The sequence below is a fragment of the Amycolatopsis sp. NPDC004772 genome, from assembly GCF_053601215.1.
The window spans coordinates 17795-38568 of the sequence record NZ_JBSGBK010000082.1; the positions used below are offsets into that span (position 1 = coordinate 17795).

Genomic DNA, 20774 nt, shown 5'->3' on the forward strand with positions numbered 1-20774 from the left:
GCCTAAACGGTGACGAGGCGGGTCGACCGCCGGACCAGGCGAAGCTCACGCGCGGCCAGCCCGAGGATCCCCGCCGCCGCCGCGAGGACGTAGCCGTTGCCGAGGATCGACCAGCCCAGGCCCCAGCCGAACTCGGAATCCCCGCCGTTGGGCACGAGCATCACGACCTGCGAGACGAACAGCGCCGTGACCGCCGCCGCGGCCCACCACCGCGCCTTCACCAGCAGGAGCGTGATCAACGGCACGCACCACACCCAGTGGTGCGACCACGACACGGGCGACAGCAACAACCCGTAGAACGCCGTCACGAGCAACGCGGCCGCGTCCTCGCCACGCCGGTGCAGCCGCACGACGAGCCACACCGCCGGCACGGCGAGCACCGCCGCCACCCCGACCGCCACCGCCAGCGACCAGGGCGCCAGCGCGGAGGCCCGGTTGACCAGCCCGTTGAGCGACTGGTTGAAGATCCAGTGCACCGACCCGACCCGGCTCGGGTCGGTCGCCGAATCCCGCCAGAACCGCACCGCGTCGGCCGGGATGATCGCGAACATCACCGCTTCGAGCGCCGCGAACGTGCCCAGGGCCCGCAGCCCGTCCTTCCACCGGCCCGTGAAGAACAGGTGCGGCACGAAGATCAGCGGGGTCAGCTTGATCGCCGCTGCCACGCCGATCAGCACGCCCGCCCAGCGCCGGCCCGAGGCACGCTTTCCCGCCGAGGGCCCATCAGCACTGCCTCGCGCCGACAGGACCAGGACGTCCAGCACCACGAACGCCATCAGTATCAAGTTGATCTGGCCCAGGAACAGCGTCTTCCACACCGGTTCCAGCGCCAGCGCGATGGCCGTTCCCGCCGGCAGGGCCCACCGGCTTCTTCCCAGAAGCGACGAGCCCCCCGGCGGCGACGAAACCACCGTGATGACGACCATAAGACCGACCACCGACAAAACCGCGATCACGCCCCAGACCAGCCCGGACGGCACCAGGGCGAGCGGCAGGAAGAGCGGCGCTGCGGCCGGGGTGTAGGTGAACGGCAGGCGCACCCAGTCCGGCAGCGCGGTCAGCACGTCCCGCGTGTAGAGCGGGTCGCCGTGCAGCAACGTCAACGCCCCCGCGCGGTACACGGCGCTGTCCGCGCCCAGGTGCCAGCCGGCCAGCCAGCCGACCACCCCGAAGGCCAGGACGAGTAGCGCGAGAACCCCGGCGAGGACGCGGCCGGTGCGCGCCTCAGACCCCGGCGGGGACGTCGGCATCCGCGGCCGCCTTCTTCCGCGCCCGCCGCAGCAGCCCCCAGCGCAGGACGAGCGCGAAGGCCAGCACGACCGGCATCAGGATATACGCGTCACCCAGCACGTTCTGCCACACCTTCCAGTGCAGCTCGACGTTGCGGCCGTTCGGCAGGATCAGCAGCACGCAGCTGACGAACACGAACGCCACCAGCCCGGTCCCGACCCAGCGCTTCCACGCCGTCTTCGGGGTGGTCTTCGGCAGCCGCGAGACCAGCAGCACGATCAGCGGGATCACCCAGACCCAGTGGTGCGTCCACGAGATCGGCGAGATCAGCAGCGTCCAGAACGCCGTGACGAGCATCGCGGCCAGCGCCTGGCCCTTGCGGTGGAACCGCAGCAGCAGCCACAGCGCCGGGACGGCGAGCAGGAAGCCGATGCCCATCGCCGCCTTCGACGCCCACGGCGCGAGGTCGGTGGCCCGGTTCATCAGCGCGTTGAGCGACTGGTTGCCCGCCCAGTGCACCGGCCCGATCCGGCCGGTGTCCGGCAGCGTGACGGTCCAGTACTTCGCCGCGTCGTGCGCGTTGATCAGGAACATCAGGCCTTGGAGCACGATGAACGTGGCCAGCCCGCGCAGCGCGTCCATGCGGCGGCCGGTGATGAACAGGTGCCCGAGGAACACCAGCGGCGTCAGCTTGATCGCCGCCGCGACGCCGACCAGCACCCCGCCCCAGCGGCTGCCCCGCGCGCCGATGACCAGCATGTCCAGCAGGATCATGGCCATCAGGATCAGGTTGATCTGGCCGAGGAAGATCGTCCGCCAGACCGGCTCGAGGCCGAGGAAGACCAGGAAGAACACGATGGTCGAGCGGGCGGGCGAGGCCCACCAGCGCGGGCCGTCCGCGGCCGGGCGCGGCAGCGCGCCGATGGCGGTCCGGATCGACAGCGCCATCGCCCCCAGCGAGACGGCCGTGATCAGGCCCCACGAAATCTGGGTCGGGAACGCCGCGAGCGGGACGAAGATCAGGGCCGCCGTCGGCGGGTAGGTGAACGGCAGCAGCGCCCACCACGGCTCGTTGGGCAGCGTGTTCGCGTCGTAGAGGGAGTCGCCGTGCAGCAGGGTGAGGGCGCCCGCGCGGTAGACCGCGCTGTCGACGCCGAGCACCCAGTCGTGTTGCCAGCCGTAGATGCCGTACCCGATCGCGACCAGCGGAATCACCGACAGGATCAGGATCGACCGCGGGCGGACGGACAGCCGGGCGAGTGATTTCCGAAGGGCCAGCCGGTGCTGGGGTCTGGCCGCGATCTCGCCGTCGACGTCGGTGGGTACGGTCCGGGTCACCGCACCAGGAAATCATGACCGGCCCGGTCCCGGTCGGAAGGGTCCGGGCGAAACCGGACTTTTCCGGTGTTCTACGCGCGCGCCAGGTGGGCCAGCAGGTCGCAGGCCAGCTCGTGGGTGGCCGGCAGCCGCACCGCCGAGACGCGCGGACGGCCGACGTCCGCCAGCTGGGCGTCGACCTGCAGCCGCTCGTGCAACGCCCGGCGCAGCGCGACACCCTGCGAAGCGACCCGCTCGTCCTTCGGGACCAGGGCCGCGACGACGGACGGGCCCAGCGAAGCGACGCTCTGGCCGCTGTCGAACACCGTCCGCAGCGCGTCGGCGACCAGGATCATCCCGGTCAGCCGCGGGAATCCGGCGACGGCGCTGAGGTCGAGCGAGACGACGAGCAGCACGTGGTCTTCGGCGGCCGGCCGCTCGCGCGCCTCGGCGGCGCGGTAGACCTCCGCGAGCCGGGTGCGCAGGTAGGCGGCCGTCGGCAGGCCGGTCAGCGGGTCGGTGACCTCGGTGTGCACGAGCTGGTCGGTGGCGACGTCCGCCCAGGCCAGCGCGGTGGTCCGGAGCAGCCGCGCCGGCGTGGCGTCGACGTCCGGCGAGACGAATCCGTCGCCGCTGTGGCCGAGCACGGCGTGTAGTGCGGCGAGGTCGGCGAGGGTCTCCGCGAGCCCCGCACCGGCCGCCGCGCGGGCCCTGGCCAGGCCGGCCAGCGCGGTTTCGGCGGCTTCGACGCGGCCCTTCGCCATCACGGCCGCACAGACGGCGTCGACCTCGGGGAGGGCCCAGTCGCTCGGGAACCGCCAGCCCGCGGCGAGGCTGGCCGTGCGCCAGCGGGCCCGCAGCGCACGCAGGGAGGCGTCCCGCTCGGCCGGCGTGGACGGGGTGTCATCGGAGCCGGGTCGCGCAGCCGGAACATCCACTGGCCACCCGCCCCTTTCGTCCGGTTCGCAACGATCTTGTTCGGTGCTTCACGATGAGGACGCACCCCGGTGGGCCCCGTGACGCGTACTGACCAGTTTTTGTCTCGGCGCTTTTCCCCGGGCGGGCCCGGGGGTGGGTGATTTTGCTCCGCCGTCGGAGTCAACACCCCGACCACGACGTGACCGCCGGAGGAGGGTCAGTCACACTTGTCTCGCGTCCCGGATCGGCCTGTAATGGCAGGTCCTGGCTCTAGCCGACCGAGGAGTGCCGTGTCCACCGTTCCCGCCGATCTCAGCGGAAAGAGTGACGCCGAGCTGATCGCGGAGGTCCGTTCCGGGAAGCTCGAGTCGTACGGGACGCTCTACGAACGGCACACCGGCGCGGCCCGCAATCTGGCCCGCCAGCTGGCCCGGTCCAGCTCCGAAGCCGACGATCTCGTGTCCGAGGCGTTCGCCAAGGTGCTCGACACGCTCCGTGGCGGCAAGGGGCCGGACACAGCCTTCCGGGCGTACTTGCTGACCGCTCTGCGTCACACCGCGTACGACCGCACCCGCAAGGAACGCCGGGTCGACCTCAACGAGGACATGACCGAGGTGGGCGGCGCCGCGGCCGAAGCGCTGACCGTGCCGTTCTCCGACACCGCGGTCGCCGGCCTCGAGCGGACGATGGCCGCCAAGGCGTTCGCGCGGCTGCCGGAACGCTGGCAGGCGGTGCTCTGGCACACCGAGATCGAGCAGCAGAGCCCGGCCGAGGTCGCGCCGCTGCTGGGCCTGACCGCGAACGGCGTCTCCGCGCTCGCCTACCGCGCCCGCGAGGGCCTCCGCCAGGCTTATCTGCAGGTCCACCTGCAGGAGAACGCCGAGGAACGCTGCCGCGCCTGCGCCGAGCGGCTCGGCGCGTGGACCCGCGACGGACTGTCCAAACGGGAACGCGCCCAGGTGGAGAGCCACCTCGACGAGTGCGACCGGTGCCGGGCGCTGGCCGCGGAGCTGGCCGACGTCAACGGCGGGCTGCGCGCGATCATCGCCCCGATCGTCCTGGGCGGCGCCGCGCTGGGCTACCTCGCCACCATCGGCGCCGCGAAGGCGAGCGCGGCCACGGCGGCCACCGCGGGTGCGGCCGCCGCCGGTGCCGCGGCGGCGGGCGGCAAGGCCGGTGCGGGCGCGGGAGCCGCGGCCGGCGGGCCCCGTCAGTTCGCCGGGGTCGCCGCCTCGGGCGCGGCGGTCGTCGCGGCCGTCGTCATCGCGCTCGCCGCGGGCGGCGGGGCGCAGGAGGTCCCGGTCGCCGCGCCGGTGCCGCCGCCGGCCCAGCAGGTCCAACCGCCGGCCCCGAAGCCCCAGCCCCCGGCCCCGCCCGCCGCTCCGCCGGTCGAACCCCCGGCACCCCAGCCCCCGGCCCCGCCCGCGGCACCGCCGGTCGAGCCCGCTCCGCCGTCGGTCGCCCCGCCCGCCCCGGCCCCGCCGCCCGTGCCGGCCCCGCCCGCTCCGGCGCCGCCGTCGATGTCCGCGACGACCCCGCCCGAGGGCGTCGAGCTCAGCCCGGGCACCGCGACGAACCTCCCGATCACCGTGCGCAACGACGGCGGCAGCGTGTCCGAGCCGGTGGCGGTCGCGCTGAAGCTCCCGCGCGGGGTGCGCGCGGTCGAGACCGGCGGTGGCGGCGCCCCGGCCGCCCGCGCGCAGGCCCCCGGCCCGGTTTCGGTGAACTGCCCCGGCGGCGAGGGCACGGTCACCTGCAAGACCGGCGCCGGCCTGCAGCCCGGTCAGAGCGCAACGCTGAACTTCCGCCTGCAGGCCGACGAAGGCGCCGAAGGCGGCACGGTGACCGGCTCGGTCACGGCCGGCGTGCAGATCTCCGTCGCGGTGAGCGTCAAGGTCACCGTGAAGGTCCCCCCGGACGCCGTGGTCCTGGAAGCGCACACCGATCCGATCTCGATGTTCCCGTGGTTCCCCCACCCGCGGATCTACGCGACGGTCCACAACACCGGCCAGACCGCCAAGCCGGTCACGGTCACCTTCGACGCCCCGCTCAAGCAGTGGTGGAGCCTGCGCGACTTCCCCTGCACGTCGACGGGCACGAGCGCGACCTGCACGACGAAGAGCGCGCTGGCCCCCGGCCAGCACGTCAACCTGTGGGTCCAGCTGAAGAGCCGTCCGAACGACGGCCGGGCGACGGTCGAGGCCCGGCTCGGCCGGGCGACGGCGCCGCGGGTGACGGTGGACTTCGGCTGCTGGCGCCACTGGTGCGGCAAGGACCCGGTGCCCACACCGACGACGACGTCGGTCCCGAAGCCGACGCCGTCCAAGCCCAAGCCGACCCCGACCAAGCCGACGTCGAAGCCACCGGCGACGACGCCGGACGAGCCGACGAGCGAGCCGCCGGCGTCCACGACCACGACCACGACCGGCGCCCCGCCGAGGTCCGGCGGGAAACCCGGGGCCAAGCCGCCGACCGTCACCCCCGAGAAGGCGTTCGGCTGGCTGACCGGCTGACGCGGACGCCCGATATCCGGACATTCACGGCAGCAGTGCCGCCTGAACCACAGGTAAACGCGGTGTTCTCCTAGACTGCGTGGTGTGACCGTTGTGGAAACCGTGCTCAAGCGCACGCCGGAACCACTGCGTTCGGTGCTGATCAAGCACCGGGAGCTGCTGAAGTTCGCGATCGTGGGCGGCACGACGTTCGTGGTCGACAACGGCGTCTGGTACGCGTTGAAGCTGACGGTGCTGGAGCCGAAGCCGACCACGGCGAAGGCGATCGCGATCATCGTCGCGACCATCGTGTCCTACATCCTCAACCGCGAGTGGTCCTTCCGGACCCGCGGCGGGCGCGAGCGGCACCACGAAGCCGCCCTGTTCTTCGTCATCAGCGGCATCGCGGTGGGCGTCAACCTGGTTCCCCTGGTCATCTCGCGGTACGTGCTCGACCTCGAGGTCCCGCACGTGACGTTCCTGGTCCAGGAGGTCGCGGACTTCGCGAGCGGGTCGATCATCGGCATGCTGCTGGCGATGTTCTTCCGCTTCTGGGGCTTCAAGAAGTGGGTGTTCCCGGACGAGCTGGGCGAGCGGCGCCGGGACAGCGACCAGGTCAGCCGCCTGCCCTGAAAAAGTACTTGTCTTCAGACATGTACTTGTCTAGAGTCATCTTCGCCAGAGTTCCTGCGTAGTGGACGCCGTCCGGGTTCGGCCGGGCGAGCGGGACGATTCGAGGTGGTTTCCGAGCGCGAAGAGGTCGCATCCGTCCGCGGATGACGATGGAGCCTTTTCCCGACTCGACGGGGCGCGTTTCCGACGCGTCCGCATCTCTCGTCCCTTCTGACGAAACAAGGTTTTCTCTTGAGCACGATCGCGCCTTCGCGCGCCCTGAAAGCTGCCCTCACGGGCCTGTTCCTGTCCGTTTTCCTCGCGATGCTCGACGCCCAGGTCGTCGCCACCGCGCTGCCCCGGATCGCCGCCGAGTTCGGCGGCACCGGCGCCTACGCCTGGGTCACCACCGCCTACCTGCTCGCCGGGAGCGCCACCGCGCCCCTCTACGGCAAGCTCGGTGACGTCTTCGGCCGCAAACGTGTGCTCCTGGGCGCACTCGCCCTGTTCCTGCTGGGCTCGCTCGCCTGCGGCGTGGCGTCGTCGGCCGCGTTCCTGATCGCCGGGCGCGTGCTGCAGGGCGCCGGTTCCGGTGGCCTCTTCGTCTCCGTCGGCGCTTCGCTCGGCGAGATGTTCTCGCCCCGCGAAGGCGCGAAGTACTTCGGCTGGTTCTCGATCTGCTTCGCCGTCGCTTCGCTCGCCGGGCCGGTGGTCGGCGGCCTGCTCACCGGTGTCGCCGGGTGGCGGTCGATCTTCCTGGTCAACCTGCCGCTCGGGCTCGTCGCCCTGGCCTGCCTGAAGACGCTCGACCTGTCGACCCGGCGCCGGGAAGCGCCGTTCGACTTCGCCGGCGTACTCCTGCTCGGCACGGCGATCACCGGGTTCACCCTCCTCACGCCGTGGTCGATCGGCCTCGGCGCGGTCGCGGCCGTGGTGTTCGTGGTCGTCGAACGGCGGGCCGAGGCGCCCGTGCTGCCGCTGCGGCTGTTCCGCGACCGGACGTTCACCGTGTCCGTGCTGCTCAGCGTGCTCGCCGGGTTCGCGTTCCTCGGCTCGGTCAACTACATCGCGGTCTATCTGCAGGCCGACGCCGGTCCGGCGGAAGGAGGGCTGCGGCTGCTGCCGATGACGCTCGCCGTGTCCGTCGCCTCCGTCGTCGCCAGCAAGGTCATCGCCCGCACCGGCGCCTACCGCTGGGCACCGCGGCTGAGCATGGCGCTCGGCCTGCTCGCGGTACTCGGCCTGCTGACCCTGGACGGGCTGCCGCGGGTCCTCGCCTGCCTGGTCGTCTTCGGCTGCGCGGCCGGGCTGAACCTGCAGGTGCTCGCCATGGCCACGCAGAACACCGCCCCCGCCGCGGACCGCGGTGCGGTCGCCGCCGGCGTCAACCTCGCCCGCGCGCTCGGCTCGGCCCTCGGCCCGGTCGCGCTGGGCTTCGCCTACCACGCCGGCCCCCACGGGGTGTTCCTCGCGCTGCTGCCCGTGCTCGCGCTCGGCCTCGTCACGGCGTTCGCGCTCCCCCACGTCCCCCTTTCCCGATAAGGAGAACCCACGATGATCTTCGTCCTCGGCGCCACCGGCAAGGTCGGCCGCCACCTCGTCCCCGCCCTGCTCGACACCGGTGCCGACGTCCGCGCGCTGACCCGCGACCCGGCGAAGGCCCGGATCGACCCGCGTGCCGAAGTGGTCGGCGGCGACCTCGACACGTCGGACCTGCCCGCCCTGCTGGCCGGCGCGGACCGCGTGTTCGTGCTGACCCAGGGGCACAGCGCCGACCGGGAAGCGGCGGTCGCGCGGGCCGCCGCCCAGGCCGGCGTCACCCACCTCGTCAAGCTGTCCACCACGGGTGTCCACTTCGGACAGAAGGACGCGATTTCCCGCGCCCACGCCGAAGCCGAGCAGGCCGTCCGCGAAGCCGGGCCGGCCTGGACCATCCTGCGGCCGGGAGCCTTCATGGACAACCGCTTCGCCTGGATCGGCTCGATCCGCGAAGAAAACGCCGTGTACGTGCCCGAAACCGACCCGCCGTCCGCGCTGGTCCACGTCCGCGACATCGCCGAGGTCGCGACGCTCGTCCTGACGACGTCCGGGCACGAAGGCGCGACCTACGGGCTCACCGGCGGCGAAGCCCTCACCGCCGAGCAGCAGGTCGCCATCCTGGCCGAGGCGATCGGCCGTCCGCTGAAGTACGTCGAAGAAACCGAAAGCGCCGCGAAGGACCGGCTGATCCGGACGTACGGCTGGCCCGCGAAGGCCGTCGACGGCCTCTTCGCCCTCAAGCACGAGTCCGCCCCGCACGAACACGTCGTCTTCGACACCGTCGAGCGGCTGCTCGGCCGGCCGCCGCTGACCTTCGCGGCCTGGGCACGGGAGAACGCGTCCGCGTACCATCACCAGGAGTGACCAGGGGGAGGTGAAGCGGATGGGCGACCTGCGCGTCCTCGTCGTCGACGACCATCCCCTGTTCCGGATCGGGGTGGGCACGCTGCTCGCCGCCGAACCCGGCATCGAAGTGGTCGGCGAGGCCGCCGGCGGGGCCGACGCGGTCGCCTCCGCCGCCATCCTCCGCCCGGACGTCGTGGTGATGGACCTGCACCTGCCCGACCTGTCCGGGATCCAGGCGACCCGGCACATCGTGGCGGCGAACCCGGGCACCGGCGTGCTGATGCTGACGATGGCCGACGAAAGCGAGTCGGTCTTCGCGGCGATGCGCGCCGGTGCCCGCGGCTACCTGCTCAAGGACGCCGAGCCGGACGAGATCATCCGGGCCGTCCAGGCGGTCGCCCGGCGCGAGGCCATCTTCGGGCCGGACATCGCGAACCGCGTGCTCGCTTTCTTCAACCAACCGCCGGTCAGCGAGCCGGTGTTCCCGGAGCTGACCGGGCGCGAACGCGAGGTGCTCGCGCTGATCGCGGCCGGGCACAGCAACAGCCTCATCGCCAGCACGCTGTGCCTGAGCCCCAAGACCGTGCGGAACCACATTTCGAACGTCTTCGCCAAGCTGCACGTGGCCGACCGCGCCGAGGCGATCGTCCGGGCCCGGGACGCGGGCCTCGGCCGGTCCTGAGAGGCAGTCGCCCGGGCAACATCGGGACGCCGGTCCCATGCGCCCGGGACACCCGAGCGGGCAAGCTGGGCAGCCTGCACCGTTCGAGGGGAATGGGGAACGATGTTCGAAACCGACCGGACCCCGGTGGTGGTCCGCGCCACCGATCCGATCCTGCACAACGGCGTCTGCATGGCGCTGCGCTCCCGCGACGACGTCCGGGTGGTGGACGACGGCACGGCCCTGGTCGCGCTGCTGGTCGCCGACCGGCTCGACGAGGCGATGACCCGGCTGCTGTCCGCGCTGCACCACCAGGGCTTCACCCGCATCGTGCTGATCGCGGGTGACGTCGACGACAACGAGATCCTCAACGCGGTCGAGCACGGCGTCTGCGCGGTCGCCCGCCGCGCCGACGCAGGCCCGGACGTCCTCGTCCGCCTGATCAAGGCCGCGGCCGCCGGGGAGGGCGCGCTGCCGCCCGACCTGCTCGGCCGGCTGCTGAACCGGGTTTCCCGGCTGCAGCGCCAGGTGCTCCAGCCGCGCGGCCTGCGCCTGGGCGGCATGAGCGACCGCGAGACGGAGGTCCTCCGGCTCGTCGCGGCGGGGTATTCGACGCAGGAGATCGCCGACGAGCTGTGCTACTCGCAGCGCACGGTGAAGAGCATCCTCCACGACGTCACCAACCGGTTCCAGCTGCGGAACCGCTCGCACGCGGTGGCTTACGCGCTGCGGGAAGGCCTGATCTGAGCGGACGGCCGGGCGCGTCGCCTACCGCGGGACGCGCTCGGCCGGCCAGCGCACCTCGGGGACGTCGCTCGGCCGCGGCACCTTCAGGAACAGGCTGAACACCGCCGGACGCCGGTTCGACAGTTCCAGGCGGCCGCCGTCCGCCTCGACCAGGGCCCGCGCCAGCGCCAGGCCCACCCCCGTCGAGCCGCCGCCGGAGAAGCCCCGCTCGAAGATGTGCGGCGCCAGCTCGTCCGGGACGCCGGGGCCGGTGTCGCTCACCTCGATCACGACCGTGCCCTCGGCGTCGCCGCGGCGGGCGATGAGCGTGACCGTGCCCGAGCCGTGGCGCAGCGCGTTGTCCAGCAACACCCCGACGACTTCACGGAGCCGGCCAGGGGTGGCCCGCGCCATCAGGCCGTCGGCCACGCGCGTGCGCAGGTTGCGGCCCTCCGACCGAAGCAGCTCGCGCCACTCCTGGGCCATTTCCGGCAGCTGCGTCGGCAGGTCCACCGGTTCCGCGCCGACCTCACGCGCCGCGCGGGCGGCCGCGAGCAGCTCGTCGAGCGCCTCCGCGAGCCGGTCCGCCTGCTCCTGGGCGGCCTTCGACTCGTCGGCCACCTCCTCGTCCGGGTGCACGGTCAGCGGTTCCAGCCGCAGCTGCAACGCCGTCAGCCGGCTGCGCAGCTGGTGCGAGACGTCCCCGACGAGCTGGCGTTCCCGCTGCACGAGCTGGGCCAGCGCGGTGCCGGACGCGTCCAGTGCTTCGGCGACCATGTCGAGCTCGCCGACGCCGTAGCGGCTCGGGTCGGGCCGGAAGTCGCCGCCGCCGAGGCGGGCCGCGCGCTCGGCCACGTGCCGCAGCGGCTTCGCGAGCCGTCTGGCCGTCGCGATCGCCACCACCGCGCCGGTGCCGATCGACAGCAGCACCAGCAGCACGACGACCAGCGTCACCGTCGTCTGCCGCTCGTGCATCGGGCCGGCCGGGACGGCGATCTCGACCTTGCCGTCGCGGGCCAGGTCGGCCGTCTCGGTGACGGTGTCGGGGCCGGGACTGCTGCCGTAGCGCTTCTCCCTCTGGCCGCTGGCCCGGACGGTGAGCAGCCCGTTCGCCGGGACCGCCGCCCGCACCTGGTCGAGGTCGATCTCCTGGCCGTTGGCGATTTCGGTGTCCAGGATCGCCGCCGCCGCGCGGGCGTTCTCCGCGAGCGTCTCGCGGTAGCTGGACTCGATCTGCCAGCTCGCCACGATGCCCAGCGGGATGCCGAGGACCGCCGAGCTGACCGCGACGGCCAGCAGGATGGCCAGCAGGATGCGGCGGCGCACGGCTTATTCGGCGTTGAAGCGGAAGCCGACGCCGCGGACGGTCGCGATCCGCCGCTCGCCGTCGTGGCTCTTGCTGGTGCGGCCGGCGGCCTCGTCGGCGGCGATGGCGAGCTTCCGGCGCAGCCACGACATGTGCATGTCGAGCGTCTTGGACGTCTTCGACTCGAGGTCGTTCCAGACCTCGGCGAGGATCTCGTCGCGGCTGACGACCTGCCCGGCGCGGGTCATCAGCACGCGCAGCAGCTCGAACTCCTTATTGGCCAGCTGGACCTCGTGGTTGTCCACGGTGACCAGCCGGGCGCCGAGGTCCATCCGCACCCCGCCGGCCTCCAGGACCTCGGGCACCCGGCGGCGCAGCAGCGCGCGGATCCGGGCCAGCAGTTCGGCGAGCCGGAACGGCTTGGCGACGTAGTCGTCGGCCCCCGCGTCCAGGCCGACGACGAAGTCGACCTCGTCGGTGCGGGCGGTGAGCATGAGGACGGGCAGCTCGGTGCCGGCCGCGCGCAGCCGGCGGCAGACCTCCAGGCCGTCCATCCCGGGCAGGCCGAGGTCCAGCACGAGCAGGTCGACGCGCTGGGCGGCGGTGGCGTCGAGCACCGAAGGGCCGTCGGTGACGACGTGGATCTCGTATCCCTCGCGTTCGAGGGCGCGGGAGAGCGGTTCGGCGATGGCCGGATCGTCTTCGGCAAGTAGGACCATGCTCACCTGGCCAACTCTACGGCGCGCGGGCGTGAAAACATCGTGACCGTGCCTGGCTACGAAGATGATCTGGCTCTCGCCACCCGGCTGGCCGACGCCGCCGACGCGATCACGACGGCGCGGTTCCGTGCCCTGGACCTGGCGGTGCAGCGCAAGCCCGACCGCACCCCGGTGACCGACGCCGACACCGCGGTCGAGGACGCGATCCGGGCCCTGCTGGCCGCGGAACGCCCCGGCGACGCGGTGCTCGGCGAGGAACGCGGCGGCTCGGCGTCGACCGGCCGCGCGTGGGTGCTCGACCCGATCGACGGGACCAAGAACTTCCTGCGCGGTGTACCCGTTTGGGCGACCCTCATCGCCTTGGTTTCGGACGGCGACCCGGTGGTCGGCCTGATCAGCGCACCCCTGCTGGGCCGCCGCTGGTGGGCGGCTGCGGGCGCCGGAGCGTTCTCTTCGGACGCCGCCGGGACGCGGAAGCTGTCGGTTTCGCAGGTTTCGTCCCTTTCGGACGCTTATCTGTCCACAACGGACCTGAACTCGTGGGTCGAGTACCACTCGCGCGACAAGTACCTGGACTTGGTGGACGCGTGCTGGGAGACCCGCGCGTTCGGCGACTTCTGGCACCACGTGCTGGTGGCCGAAGGCGCGGTGGACGTGGCGGCCGAGTGCATCGTCAACCCGTGGGACGTCGCGGCCGCGCAGGTGATCGTGACGGAGGCGGGCGGCCGCTTCAGCGACCTGGACGGCGTCGGGCGCTACGACAACGGCAGCGCGCTCTCGACGAACGGCCGGCTGCACGAAGAGGCGCTGGCGATCCTGAAGCGTTAGTCAGGAGCCGGGAAGCAGGCCGACCGCGCCGCGGGCGACCTGCGCCCACGCGAGCCGCCCGAACAGGTAGTGGCAGGCCACCTGCTCGCTGGTGAACCGCGCCCAGTCGTAGCGGTTGCCCTGCTCGCGCCAGAACACCTCCCACGCCTCGTCCTCGCCCTGCATCAGGCACCAGGCGTTGTCGACCTCGGCGCCGAGCGAGACGACCTCCGGCGGCACGCCCAGCACGCCGAGCCACCGCTGGATCGACTGGGTGTTCATCAGTCCTCTTCCCCCTTGGCCTCGGCGAGGTAGCCGAGGGTCACCAGTTCGTCGGCCGCCAGCAGGGCACGGTACCGGGTGCCGCCGCCGACCTGGCCGTACCAGTTCGCGGTCTCCGAGCGCCACATCGGCACCTTGCGCACCACGACGTACCGGCGGTACTCGGCGTCCAGGAACGCCGGTGGCAGCGAGCGTTCCGCGAACGGCGTGCCGTCCTCGTAGAGGATCCGCCCGTAGGCCGGGCCGAAGCGGTCGAGGACCGTGTTGACCGGGACCATCACCGGCTCGGGCCAGTCCACGCTGCCCTCGGGGTACTGCTCGCCCGGGGGCCACGCGTACTCGGGGCCGAGGTCGCTGTGCCCGACGACGAACCGGCGGATCCACACCGCCTGCGTCGCCCGCGCGTAGGGCACGTACCCCTCTTTCAGGTGCCGCGGCACCGGCCGCGACGGTGCGGTCGGCGAGCGGCGGAAGCCCGCGGTGACGTTGGTCAGGGCCTGGTCGTCGAAGATCAGCCGGGCGTCCGGGTGGTCGTTCGGCGGGAAGCCGTCCGGGTCGTCGGGCAGCGGCAGCTGGCGCGCCGGCTTGTCCATCGCCACCGGGAGGTGCCCGATCGGGAACATGTGCACCAGGAACAGCGCGACGACGCTTTCCCGTTCCGTGCGCGGCGAGCCCAGCGGCGGCAGCGGCGCGGGCGAGCCCGGGTTCGGCGGCGGGCCCGCGACCGGCGGCGGCCCGGCCACCGGCGGCGGGGGCAGCGGAGCCGGCGTCGGCGGAGGCGGCGGGGCCGGGGGCAGCTGGAACGGCGGCAGCAGCGGCGACACCGCATGCGGCCAAGCCGCGGGGTTGCCCGAGGGCGGGGTGGGTGCCTCTTCGAAGGCACCCGAATCCGCCAGGCCGTACCCGGGCAGCTGCACCGGCCCGGTGTCGAGGTCGCCCTCGCCCGGTTCGGAGCCCGCCTCGGAAGGCTCGGTCACACCCATCCTCCGGCTCGGTCGGTGCCCGGCGGGCACACGCTGTTCGACGCGGCCGCGGCGCTGCCGGTCCCCCTTGATACCGCACCCCGTCCCCTTGGGCGCGACTAGGTCTCCTTCTTTTCGGGGGCTCCGGGTGGCGGAGCCCCCGGCCCGGGGCGGAGCCCCGGAAGTCTCAGCTCAATGCGGCGACCACGCGGGACGGGCTCGGGCGGCCGAGCTGTCCCGCCATCCACGCGCTGGCCGCCACCAGCGCGTCCAAGTCGACGCCGGTGGCCACCCCGAGGCCCTCCAGCATCCACACCAGGTCCTCGGTCGCGAGGTTCCCGGTGGCCGATTCGGCGTACGGGCAACCGCCGAGCCCGCCCGCCGACGAGTCCACAGTCGACACTCCACATCGGAGCGCCGCCAGGGTGTTGGCGAGAGCCTGGCCGTAGGTGTCGTGGAAGTGCACGGCCAAAGTACCGACGTCGCCGAACAACCCGATGAGCGTTTCGACCTGCCCGGCCGTCGCGACGCCGATGGTGTCGCCCAGCGAAAGCTGCGAGCACCCCATGTCCAGCAGCCGACGTCCGGCGGCAGCGACCTGCTTCGCCGGCACGACACCTTCCCAGGGGTCGCCGAAGCACATCGAGAGGTACCCGCGGACGTCCAGGCCCGCTTCCCGGGCCCGCGTAACGACCGGCTCGAACATCGCGAACTGTTCGTCGAGCGACGAGTTGAGGTTCTTGCGCGCGAACGTCTCCGTCGCGCTGGCGAAGATCGCGATGTGCTCGACGCCGGCTTCGAGGGCCCGGTTCAGGCCCTTCTCGTTCGGCACCAGCACCGGGTACCGGACGCCTTCGCGGCGGTCGAGCCGGGCCAGCAGCTGCTCGGCGTCGGCCAGCTGCGGCACCCACTTCGGGTGCACGAAGCTGGTGGCCTCCAGCGTGGTGAGTCCGGCACCGGCGAGCCGGTCGAGGAACTCGAGCTTGACCTCGACCGGGACGATCGCCTTCTCGTTCTGCAGCCCGTCGCGCGGGCCGACCTCCCAGATCGTGACCCGCTCCGGCAGGTCACCCGCCAAGGGGACCCGCTCGGGCAGGCCCAGTGCGCGCGTACCCATCAGCGCCGTCTCTCGCCGCGTGGCGGGTGCCCGCCGCCCTGGGGCGGCAGGGGCGTGGTCTGCTGGGCGCCCGGCCGGTAGTCGTCGTACGGGTTGTCGTTGACCTCGCGGTAGATGACCGTGTGCACCTTCTCGACGTGCGGGATGTCCTCGAAGCGCAGCGGCTCGTCCGACGCCGACTCGATGATGAGCGTGCCGCAGCCGAAGACCCGGTCCAGCAGGCCGTGCTCGAACTGGACGCTGTTGATCCGGCCCATCGGGATGTCGATGCCGGTGCGCTTGAGGACGCCCTCGCGGGCGATCAGCCGGTCCGTCGTCACGATGAAGTGGGTGGTCCGCCAGCGCACGAGCGGCGCCAGGAACAGCCACACGATCAGCACGAGCGCGACGACCCCGATGGCGATCAGCCCGACCGAGTTCCACGGCGAGGACGCGTCCTTCGCCAGGATCGCCAGCCAGGTGCCCGCACCCAGGGTGACCAGCAGCGCGAGCGTCGGGAAGATCAGCATCTTGAAGTGCGGGTGACTGTGCACCACGACGTGCTCTTGCTCGCTGAGCAAATCGTCCGGATAGGCCACGGCGGACGCTCCCAAGGTCGGTGCGGCGGTGTCGTCTCACCGTACCGGCGAGCGAGCGGGTGGTGGGCGCGGACGCCCCGACAAATCAGGCCGGACGGACGTGGACCACGTCACCCGCGAAGACGGTGTGCCGCTGCCCGCCCGCCACGTCGACCTGCAGCTGGCCGGCGGCGTCGATGTCGGCCGCGCGGCCGGTCAGCGCCGAGCCGTCCGGCAGCTGCACCTCGACGTCCTGGCCGAGGGTCGCGCAGTGGGCGCGGTAGTCGCCGAGCAGCCCGGCCTCGGTGAGGTCGCCGCCGGCCAGCCGCCAGCGCCGCTCCAGGTCGGCGAACCCGGTGAGCAACGCGATCGCGACGTCGGTGCGGTCGGTGTTCGTGGCACCCTGCTCGGCCAGCGACGTCGCGGGCAGGCCGCCCGGGCCCGGCTGGACGTCGCCGAGGGGCAGGACGTTGAGGCCGATGCCGAGCACGATCGACGGGGCGTCCCCGGCGACGGCCTCGGCGAGGATGCCGGCGCACTTGGCGCCGTCGACGAGGACGTCGTTGGGCCACTTGAGCACGGCGTCCACCCCGACGGAGGCCGCGGCGGCCCGGACGGCGAGCCCGGCGACGACGGACAGTGAGCCGAGCACCGCGAAGGGGACACCCGGCCGGAGCGCGACGCTCAGGTACAGCCCGGCCCCCTTCGGCGAGCTCCACGAACGCGCCCGCCTGCCCACTCCCGCGGTCTGCTCCTCGGCGAGCAGGACGGTCCGGTCCGCGGCGCCGTCTTCGAGGGCTTTCCGCAGGTCGGCATTGGTGGACCCGGTGCGCTCGACGACGTCGATCTTCGCGTAACGATCTTGGAGCGCCGCGGTCAGCCGCCCGGCGTCGATCTCAGGCATGTGCCCACAATATGGGAGTCCCCCTAACGTGCAAGCTACTCGGTCGTTCACTAAGAGGTGCGCTCTTCTAAGTTGGAACCCGTGACGACGAAGCAGACTTCGTGGGCCCGCGGCGCGGCGCTGCGCGGCCTGGTGGCGCTGCCGCTCGTCGCCGGGCTCGCCACGGCGGGCTGGCTGCTGGCCGACCGCTCGCCGGAACCCGTCGCCGCCCCAGCGCCCCCGCCCGTCGTGCGCGACGCGGCGTCGGGCCCGTCGGTCCTCGAAGTCAGCGCGCCGGTGAAAGCGCAGGAGCCGGGCCAGGGCGCGTCCGGCCAGGGCGGCAAGAGCCCGCTGCGGCAGTGGGCGGACCAGCTGGCCGGCCCCCTCGACATCCCCGCCGACGCGCTGGTCGGCTACGCGAACGGCGAACTCACGCTCCGCGGCGAAGACCCGTCGTGCCACCTCTCGTGGGTCACCCTGGCCGGCGTCGGCGCGGCGGCGTCGAACCACGGCCGCAGCGGCGGCGACCTGCTGGGCCTCTCGGGCGCGCAGGCCAAGAAGTACGGCTCCGACGCGCCGGTCGCGGCCGGCCGGGCGCTGTGCGCGGGCGGCACGGACCTCGGCGCCGGCCCCGGCTGGTGGAAGGCGATCGCGGCGTACCACCCCGGCGACGGGACCGAGCTGTTCCGCCAGCGCGTGCTCGGCATGGCCCAGCTGTACGCCACGCTGTCCCTCGACCCGGCGTCGGCGGACTCGCCGCGGGTCCGCGCCACCCGCTTCGCGCTGGGCCAGCTCGGCCTCCCGTACGTCTGGGGCGGCAACGGCCCCGACGCGGGCGCGGCGGGCTTCGACTGCTCCGGCCTGACGAAGGCGTCGTACGACAGCGCGGGCGTGGCCCTGCCGCGGACGGCGGACAGCCAGTTCCGCGCGCTCCCCCCGGTGCCGGCCACCCAGGAGCCCCGCCTCGGCGACCTGGTGTTCTACGGCAGCCCGGCGACGCGCATCCACCACGTCGGCCTGTACCTGGGCAACGGCCTGATGATCAACGCGCCGACCGAGGGCCAGGCCATCCAGATCCACACGTACCACTCGAAGGGCGACGACTACGCGGGCGCGGGCCGTCCCGCCTGACGCGACACCATCTCGGCGATCCAGACGGGCGCGAACGGCGAGGTGCAGCCCGGCGGCGTCGGATAGTCCTTGAGCACTTCGAGACGCTCCCCGATGGCGACGGCCCGGGCCCGGTGCCCGGCGTGCTCGATCCCGATCTGCGCCAGGCAGGCGTTCATCGCCCACTGCAGCCGGTCGGGGGCGGTCTTGAGCCCGGCTTCGATGACGTCGAGCAGGCCGTCGAGGTCCAGTCCGGCGGGCCGCTTGGCGACGCGTTCGGCGGTCAGCGCCCAGCCGGCGCTCGCGACCACCGGGTCCGGGTCGGCCAGCCAGGTCACGCGCAGCTCTTCGGCGTGCGGGCTCTTCTTGACCACGTAGTTGACGAGCCAGTCGTGCACCTTGGGGCTGCGGGCCTCGCGCAGCATGGCGTCGAGCTCGCCGCGTTCGAACGCCTTCGGGCGGCAGATCAGGGTCGCCAGCAGCCGCGCGGCGCTGTCCCCGCTCGCCCACAGCCCGCGCGCCAGCTCCTGCTGCGTCTTCAGCCGTTTCGCCACCGCGCGCAGCTTGCCGAGGTTCACGCCGTGGTCGTCGCCGTGGTTCTCGTTCACCGCGCGGATCCTGGGGTCGTCGAGCGCGGCCAGCTCGGCCAGGACCTCGGTCACGTCACTCACTGCGGCACCACCAGCCCCGACTCGTAGGCGAACACCACCAACTGTGCCCGATCCCGCGCACGCAGCTTCATCATGGCCCGGTTGACGTGCGTTTTCGCGGTGAGCGGGCTGATCACCATCCGTCCGGCGATCTCCTCGTTCGACAACCCCCGTGCCACGAGCGTGACGGCTTCGCGCTCCCGGTTCGTCAGTTCCGCCAGCCCCGCCGCGGGAACGAGCGGCTGGGTCACGTACCGGTCGATCAGCTTGCGGGTGATCGACGGCGCCAGCAACGCGTCCCCGCGCGCCGCGACGCGCACCGCGTGCAGGAAGTCCTCCGGCTGGATGTCCTTGACGAGGAACCCGGCCGCGCCCGCGCGCAACGCCTCGAAGACGTACTCGTCCAGGCCGTAGTTGGTCAGGATGACGACGTGCACCCCGGCCAGCGCCGGGTCCGCGGCGATCCGCCGGGTCGCCTCGATGCCGTCGACGCCCGGCATCTGGACGTCGACGAGCGCGATGTCCGGCCGGTGCACCAACGCCAGCCGGACCGCCTCGCCGCCGTCACCGGCTTCGGCGACGACCTCGATGTCGGCCTCGACGTCGAGCAGCGCGCGGAACCCGCTGCGGATGAGCGGCTGGTCGTCGGCCAGCAGGACGCGGATCACGCCGGGTCCACCGGGAGTTCGGCCTGGACGCGGAAGCCGCCTCCGCGGCGAGGCCCGGCTTCGAGCCGGCCGCCCAACGCCGTGACGCGCTCGCGCATCCCGGTCAGGCCGACGCCCGGCGCACTGTCCACTGTGGCCTTTCCGTCGTCGTCGACGCGGATGACCAGCGCGCCGGGCCGGTGGTCGATCCGGACCGACGCGGTGTCCGCGGCGGCGTGCCGGGCGACGTTGGTCAGCGACTCCTGGACGATCCGGTAGGCGGTCCGGCCGACCGCAACCGGCACGGCGTCGCGCGTGCCCTCGACGGTCAGCTGCGCGTCGAGGCCGCCGGTCCGGGCCTGGCGCACGAGGTCGGGGACGTCGTCGAGCCCGCGCGGCGGGTCCTTGTCGTCGTCGCGCAACGCCTCCAGGGTCGCGCGCAGCTCCCGGGTCGCCTCGCGGCCGGCGTCGCGGATGGCCAGCAGCGCCTCGGGCACGTCGTCACCGCGCTTGCGGGCCAGGTGGACGGCGACTTCGGCCTGCACCTTGATGACGGAGATCTGGTGGGTCAGCGAATCGTGCAGCTCACGGGCGATGTGCAGCCGTTCCTCGTCCGCACGCCGCCGCGCGGTCTCCTCGCGGGTGCGTTCGGCTTCGTCGGCCCGGCGCTCGGCCTGGCGCAACGCCTCCCCCGCCGCCCCCGCGGCGATCAGCCACGCCAATTGGAGGACGTCGCGCGACTGCGTGAACGCCGCGCCGGTGTCGGGCACACCGGAAACCAGGAGTGCCAGCGGAACCGCGGCCAGCATGAGCACCGAAGCGACGACCGCGGCGATCCGGTGCCCCGCCCGGACGGCGGCGTACACGGCGAAGAGGTAGGCGACGACGGGCACTTCGAACCCGGCGGCCTGGTAGGCGAGCGCACAGAGCGCGGTCGCAGCCAGCACGGCGACCGGCGCCCGGCGGCGCGCGGCCAGCGCCAGCCCACCGGCGGCCAGCGCCGCGTACCCCAGGACGTCGAGGTCCGTGGCCGCGTGCGTCGCGGACCGCCCGGCGACCACCAGGGCCGCCGCGACCCCGGCGGCGATCACCCCGTCGACGACCTGCGCACGGCTCATCCCCGAACCCTAACCGGGTGCCCGCCCGGCGAAGTCGTGCGTGAAGCGCATTTCCCGGCTACTGCGCCCGCGGTAGTCCTTCGTTTTCTGCGACGCCCGCGGCAGCGCGAAGTGCCTGCTCGCGCACAACGACGTGCCCGGGGCGGGGCGGCCATGCTTCCGGCGTCCGATCCGGAACAGAAGGAATCTGAATGACCGTGTCAAGCCGCAGCGGTAGCGGGTTGTGGCGCGGTCGGTGTGAATGTCCGGCCGTCGCGCAGCAAGGCCCAGAGCAC

21 protein-coding genes are annotated in these 20774 nt (G+C 72.8%); 8 read left to right on the forward strand and 13 right to left on the reverse strand.

Features of this window, described 5'->3' with window-relative positions; genetic code table 11:
- Nucleotides 1–2: 2 nt before the first annotated feature.
- The 3 genes from ACWEF6_RS34290 to ACWEF6_RS34300 form a co-directional block, all read right to left on the reverse strand.
- Nucleotides 3–1250, reverse strand: coding sequence for a glycosyltransferase 87 family protein (locus tag ACWEF6_RS34290; RefSeq protein WP_449686729.1), 1248 nt, complete (start codon nucleotides 1248–1250; stop codon nucleotides 3–5).
- Complete coding sequence (locus ACWEF6_RS34295; RefSeq protein ID WP_449686730.1) at nucleotides 1225–2568, reverse strand: glycosyltransferase 87 family protein; 1344 nt, start codon at nucleotides 2566–2568, stop codon at nucleotides 1225–1227. Before ACWEF6_RS34295 ends, ACWEF6_RS34290 begins: the two co-directional genes overlap by 26 nt.
- Before the next feature lie 71 nt (nucleotides 2569–2639).
- Nucleotides 2640–3485, reverse strand: a complete 846-nt coding sequence (locus ACWEF6_RS34300; protein ID WP_449686731.1) for a GGDEF domain-containing protein — start codon at nucleotides 3483–3485, stop codon at nucleotides 2640–2642.
- 270 nt (nucleotides 3486–3755) lie between these two features.
- Here ACWEF6_RS34300 and ACWEF6_RS34305 point away from each other — a divergent pair, with 270 nt between their 5' ends.
- From ACWEF6_RS34305 to ACWEF6_RS34330, 6 genes are all read left to right on the forward strand, one after another.
- Nucleotides 3756–5978, forward strand: a complete 2223-nt coding sequence (locus tag ACWEF6_RS34305; RefSeq protein ID WP_449686732.1) for a sigma-70 family RNA polymerase sigma factor — start codon at nucleotides 3756–3758, stop codon at nucleotides 5976–5978.
- Between the two features lie 84 nt (nucleotides 5979–6062).
- The gene (locus ACWEF6_RS34310) at nucleotides 6063–6590 is read left to right on the forward strand and encodes a GtrA family protein (RefSeq protein WP_310970943.1); all 528 of its coding nucleotides are present in this window, start codon (nucleotides 6063–6065) and stop codon (nucleotides 6588–6590) included.
- Nucleotides 6591–6821: 231 nt separating this feature from the next.
- Nucleotides 6822–8111: an MFS transporter gene (locus ACWEF6_RS34315; RefSeq protein WP_449686733.1), complete on the forward strand. Its 1290-nt coding sequence runs from the start codon at nucleotides 6822–6824 to the stop codon at nucleotides 8109–8111.
- A 12-nt stretch (nucleotides 8112–8123) separates the two neighbouring features.
- Nucleotides 8124–8972, forward strand: a complete 849-nt coding sequence (locus tag ACWEF6_RS34320) for an NAD(P)H-binding protein (protein WP_449686734.1) — start codon at nucleotides 8124–8126, stop codon at nucleotides 8970–8972.
- Nucleotides 8973–8991: 19 nt separating this feature from the next.
- Nucleotides 8992–9636, forward strand: a complete 645-nt coding sequence (locus ACWEF6_RS34325; protein ID WP_449686735.1) for a response regulator — start codon at nucleotides 8992–8994, stop codon at nucleotides 9634–9636.
- 102 nt (nucleotides 9637–9738) lie between these two features.
- A complete protein-coding gene (locus ACWEF6_RS34330) occupies nucleotides 9739–10362 on the forward strand; it encodes a response regulator transcription factor (protein ID WP_449686736.1) in 624 nt (207 codons plus the stop codon).
- Between the two features lie 21 nt (nucleotides 10363–10383).
- On the opposite strand, the gene ACWEF6_RS34335 is transcribed toward ACWEF6_RS34330, so the two are convergent.
- On the reverse strand, nucleotides 10384–11667 hold the full coding sequence (locus ACWEF6_RS34335; RefSeq protein WP_449686737.1) for an ATP-binding protein: 1284 nt from the start codon (nucleotides 11665–11667) through the stop codon (nucleotides 10384–10386).
- Between the two features lie 3 nt (nucleotides 11668–11670).
- Complete coding sequence (locus ACWEF6_RS34340; RefSeq protein WP_310971365.1) at nucleotides 11671–12366, reverse strand: response regulator transcription factor; 696 nt, start codon at nucleotides 12364–12366, stop codon at nucleotides 11671–11673.
- 42 nt (nucleotides 12367–12408) lie between these two features.
- Here ACWEF6_RS34340 and hisN point away from each other — a divergent pair, with 42 nt between their 5' ends.
- Entirely contained in the window at nucleotides 12409–13194 is a 786-nt protein-coding gene (gene hisN / locus ACWEF6_RS34345) for a histidinol-phosphatase (protein ID WP_449686738.1), read from the forward strand.
- Here the strand turns inward: hisN and ACWEF6_RS34350 are convergent, their stop codons facing one another.
- The 5 genes from ACWEF6_RS34350 to ACWEF6_RS34370 all read right to left on the reverse strand — a co-directional run bounded on the left by ACWEF6_RS34350 (nucleotide 13195) and on the right by ACWEF6_RS34370 (nucleotide 16995).
- The gene (locus tag ACWEF6_RS34350; protein ID WP_003105220.1) at nucleotides 13195–13455 is read right to left on the reverse strand and encodes a hypothetical protein; all 261 of its coding nucleotides are present in this window, start codon (nucleotides 13453–13455) and stop codon (nucleotides 13195–13197) included.
- A complete protein-coding gene (locus tag ACWEF6_RS34355; protein ID WP_310970955.1) occupies nucleotides 13455–14432 on the reverse strand; it encodes a TNT domain-containing protein in 978 nt (325 codons plus the stop codon). Before ACWEF6_RS34355 ends, ACWEF6_RS34350 begins: the two co-directional genes overlap by 1 nt.
- A 172-nt stretch (nucleotides 14433–14604) precedes the next feature.
- Nucleotides 14605–15534, reverse strand: coding sequence for a hydroxymethylglutaryl-CoA lyase (locus ACWEF6_RS34360; RefSeq protein WP_449686739.1), 930 nt, complete (start codon nucleotides 15532–15534; stop codon nucleotides 14605–14607).
- The gene (locus tag ACWEF6_RS34365; RefSeq protein ID WP_310970959.1) at nucleotides 15534–16112 is read right to left on the reverse strand and encodes a PH domain-containing protein; all 579 of its coding nucleotides are present in this window, start codon (nucleotides 16110–16112) and stop codon (nucleotides 15534–15536) included. The genes ACWEF6_RS34360 and ACWEF6_RS34365 overlap by 1 nt, the downstream gene beginning before the upstream one ends.
- A gap of 85 nt (nucleotides 16113–16197) precedes the next feature.
- Nucleotides 16198–16995 carry a biotin--[acetyl-CoA-carboxylase] ligase gene (locus tag ACWEF6_RS34370; RefSeq protein ID WP_449686740.1) on the reverse strand — a complete coding sequence of 266 codons (798 nt, stop codon included), beginning with the start codon at nucleotides 16993–16995 and terminating at the stop codon, nucleotides 16198–16200.
- An 81-nt stretch (nucleotides 16996–17076) separates the two neighbouring features.
- Here ACWEF6_RS34370 and ACWEF6_RS34375 point away from each other — a divergent pair, with 81 nt between their 5' ends.
- Nucleotides 17077–18105, forward strand: a complete 1029-nt coding sequence (locus tag ACWEF6_RS34375; protein ID WP_449686741.1) for a C40 family peptidase — start codon at nucleotides 17077–17079, stop codon at nucleotides 18103–18105.
- On the opposite strand, the gene ACWEF6_RS34380 is transcribed toward ACWEF6_RS34375, so the two are convergent.
- The 3 genes from ACWEF6_RS34380 to ACWEF6_RS34390 are packed head-to-tail and all read right to left on the reverse strand — an operon-like array spanning nucleotide 18078 to nucleotide 20499.
- Complete coding sequence (locus tag ACWEF6_RS34380) at nucleotides 18078–18755, reverse strand: DNA alkylation repair protein (RefSeq protein ID WP_449686742.1); 678 nt, start codon at nucleotides 18753–18755, stop codon at nucleotides 18078–18080. The genes ACWEF6_RS34375 and ACWEF6_RS34380 overlap by 28 nt on opposite strands.
- Nucleotides 18752–19402, reverse strand: coding sequence for a response regulator (locus ACWEF6_RS34385; protein ID WP_449686743.1), 651 nt, complete (start codon nucleotides 19400–19402; stop codon nucleotides 18752–18754). Before ACWEF6_RS34385 ends, ACWEF6_RS34380 begins: the two co-directional genes overlap by 4 nt.
- A complete protein-coding gene (locus ACWEF6_RS34390) occupies nucleotides 19399–20499 on the reverse strand; it encodes a sensor histidine kinase (protein ID WP_449686744.1) in 1101 nt (366 codons plus the stop codon). Before ACWEF6_RS34390 ends, ACWEF6_RS34385 begins: the two co-directional genes overlap by 4 nt.
- Nucleotides 20500–20774: the final 275 nt, after the last annotated feature.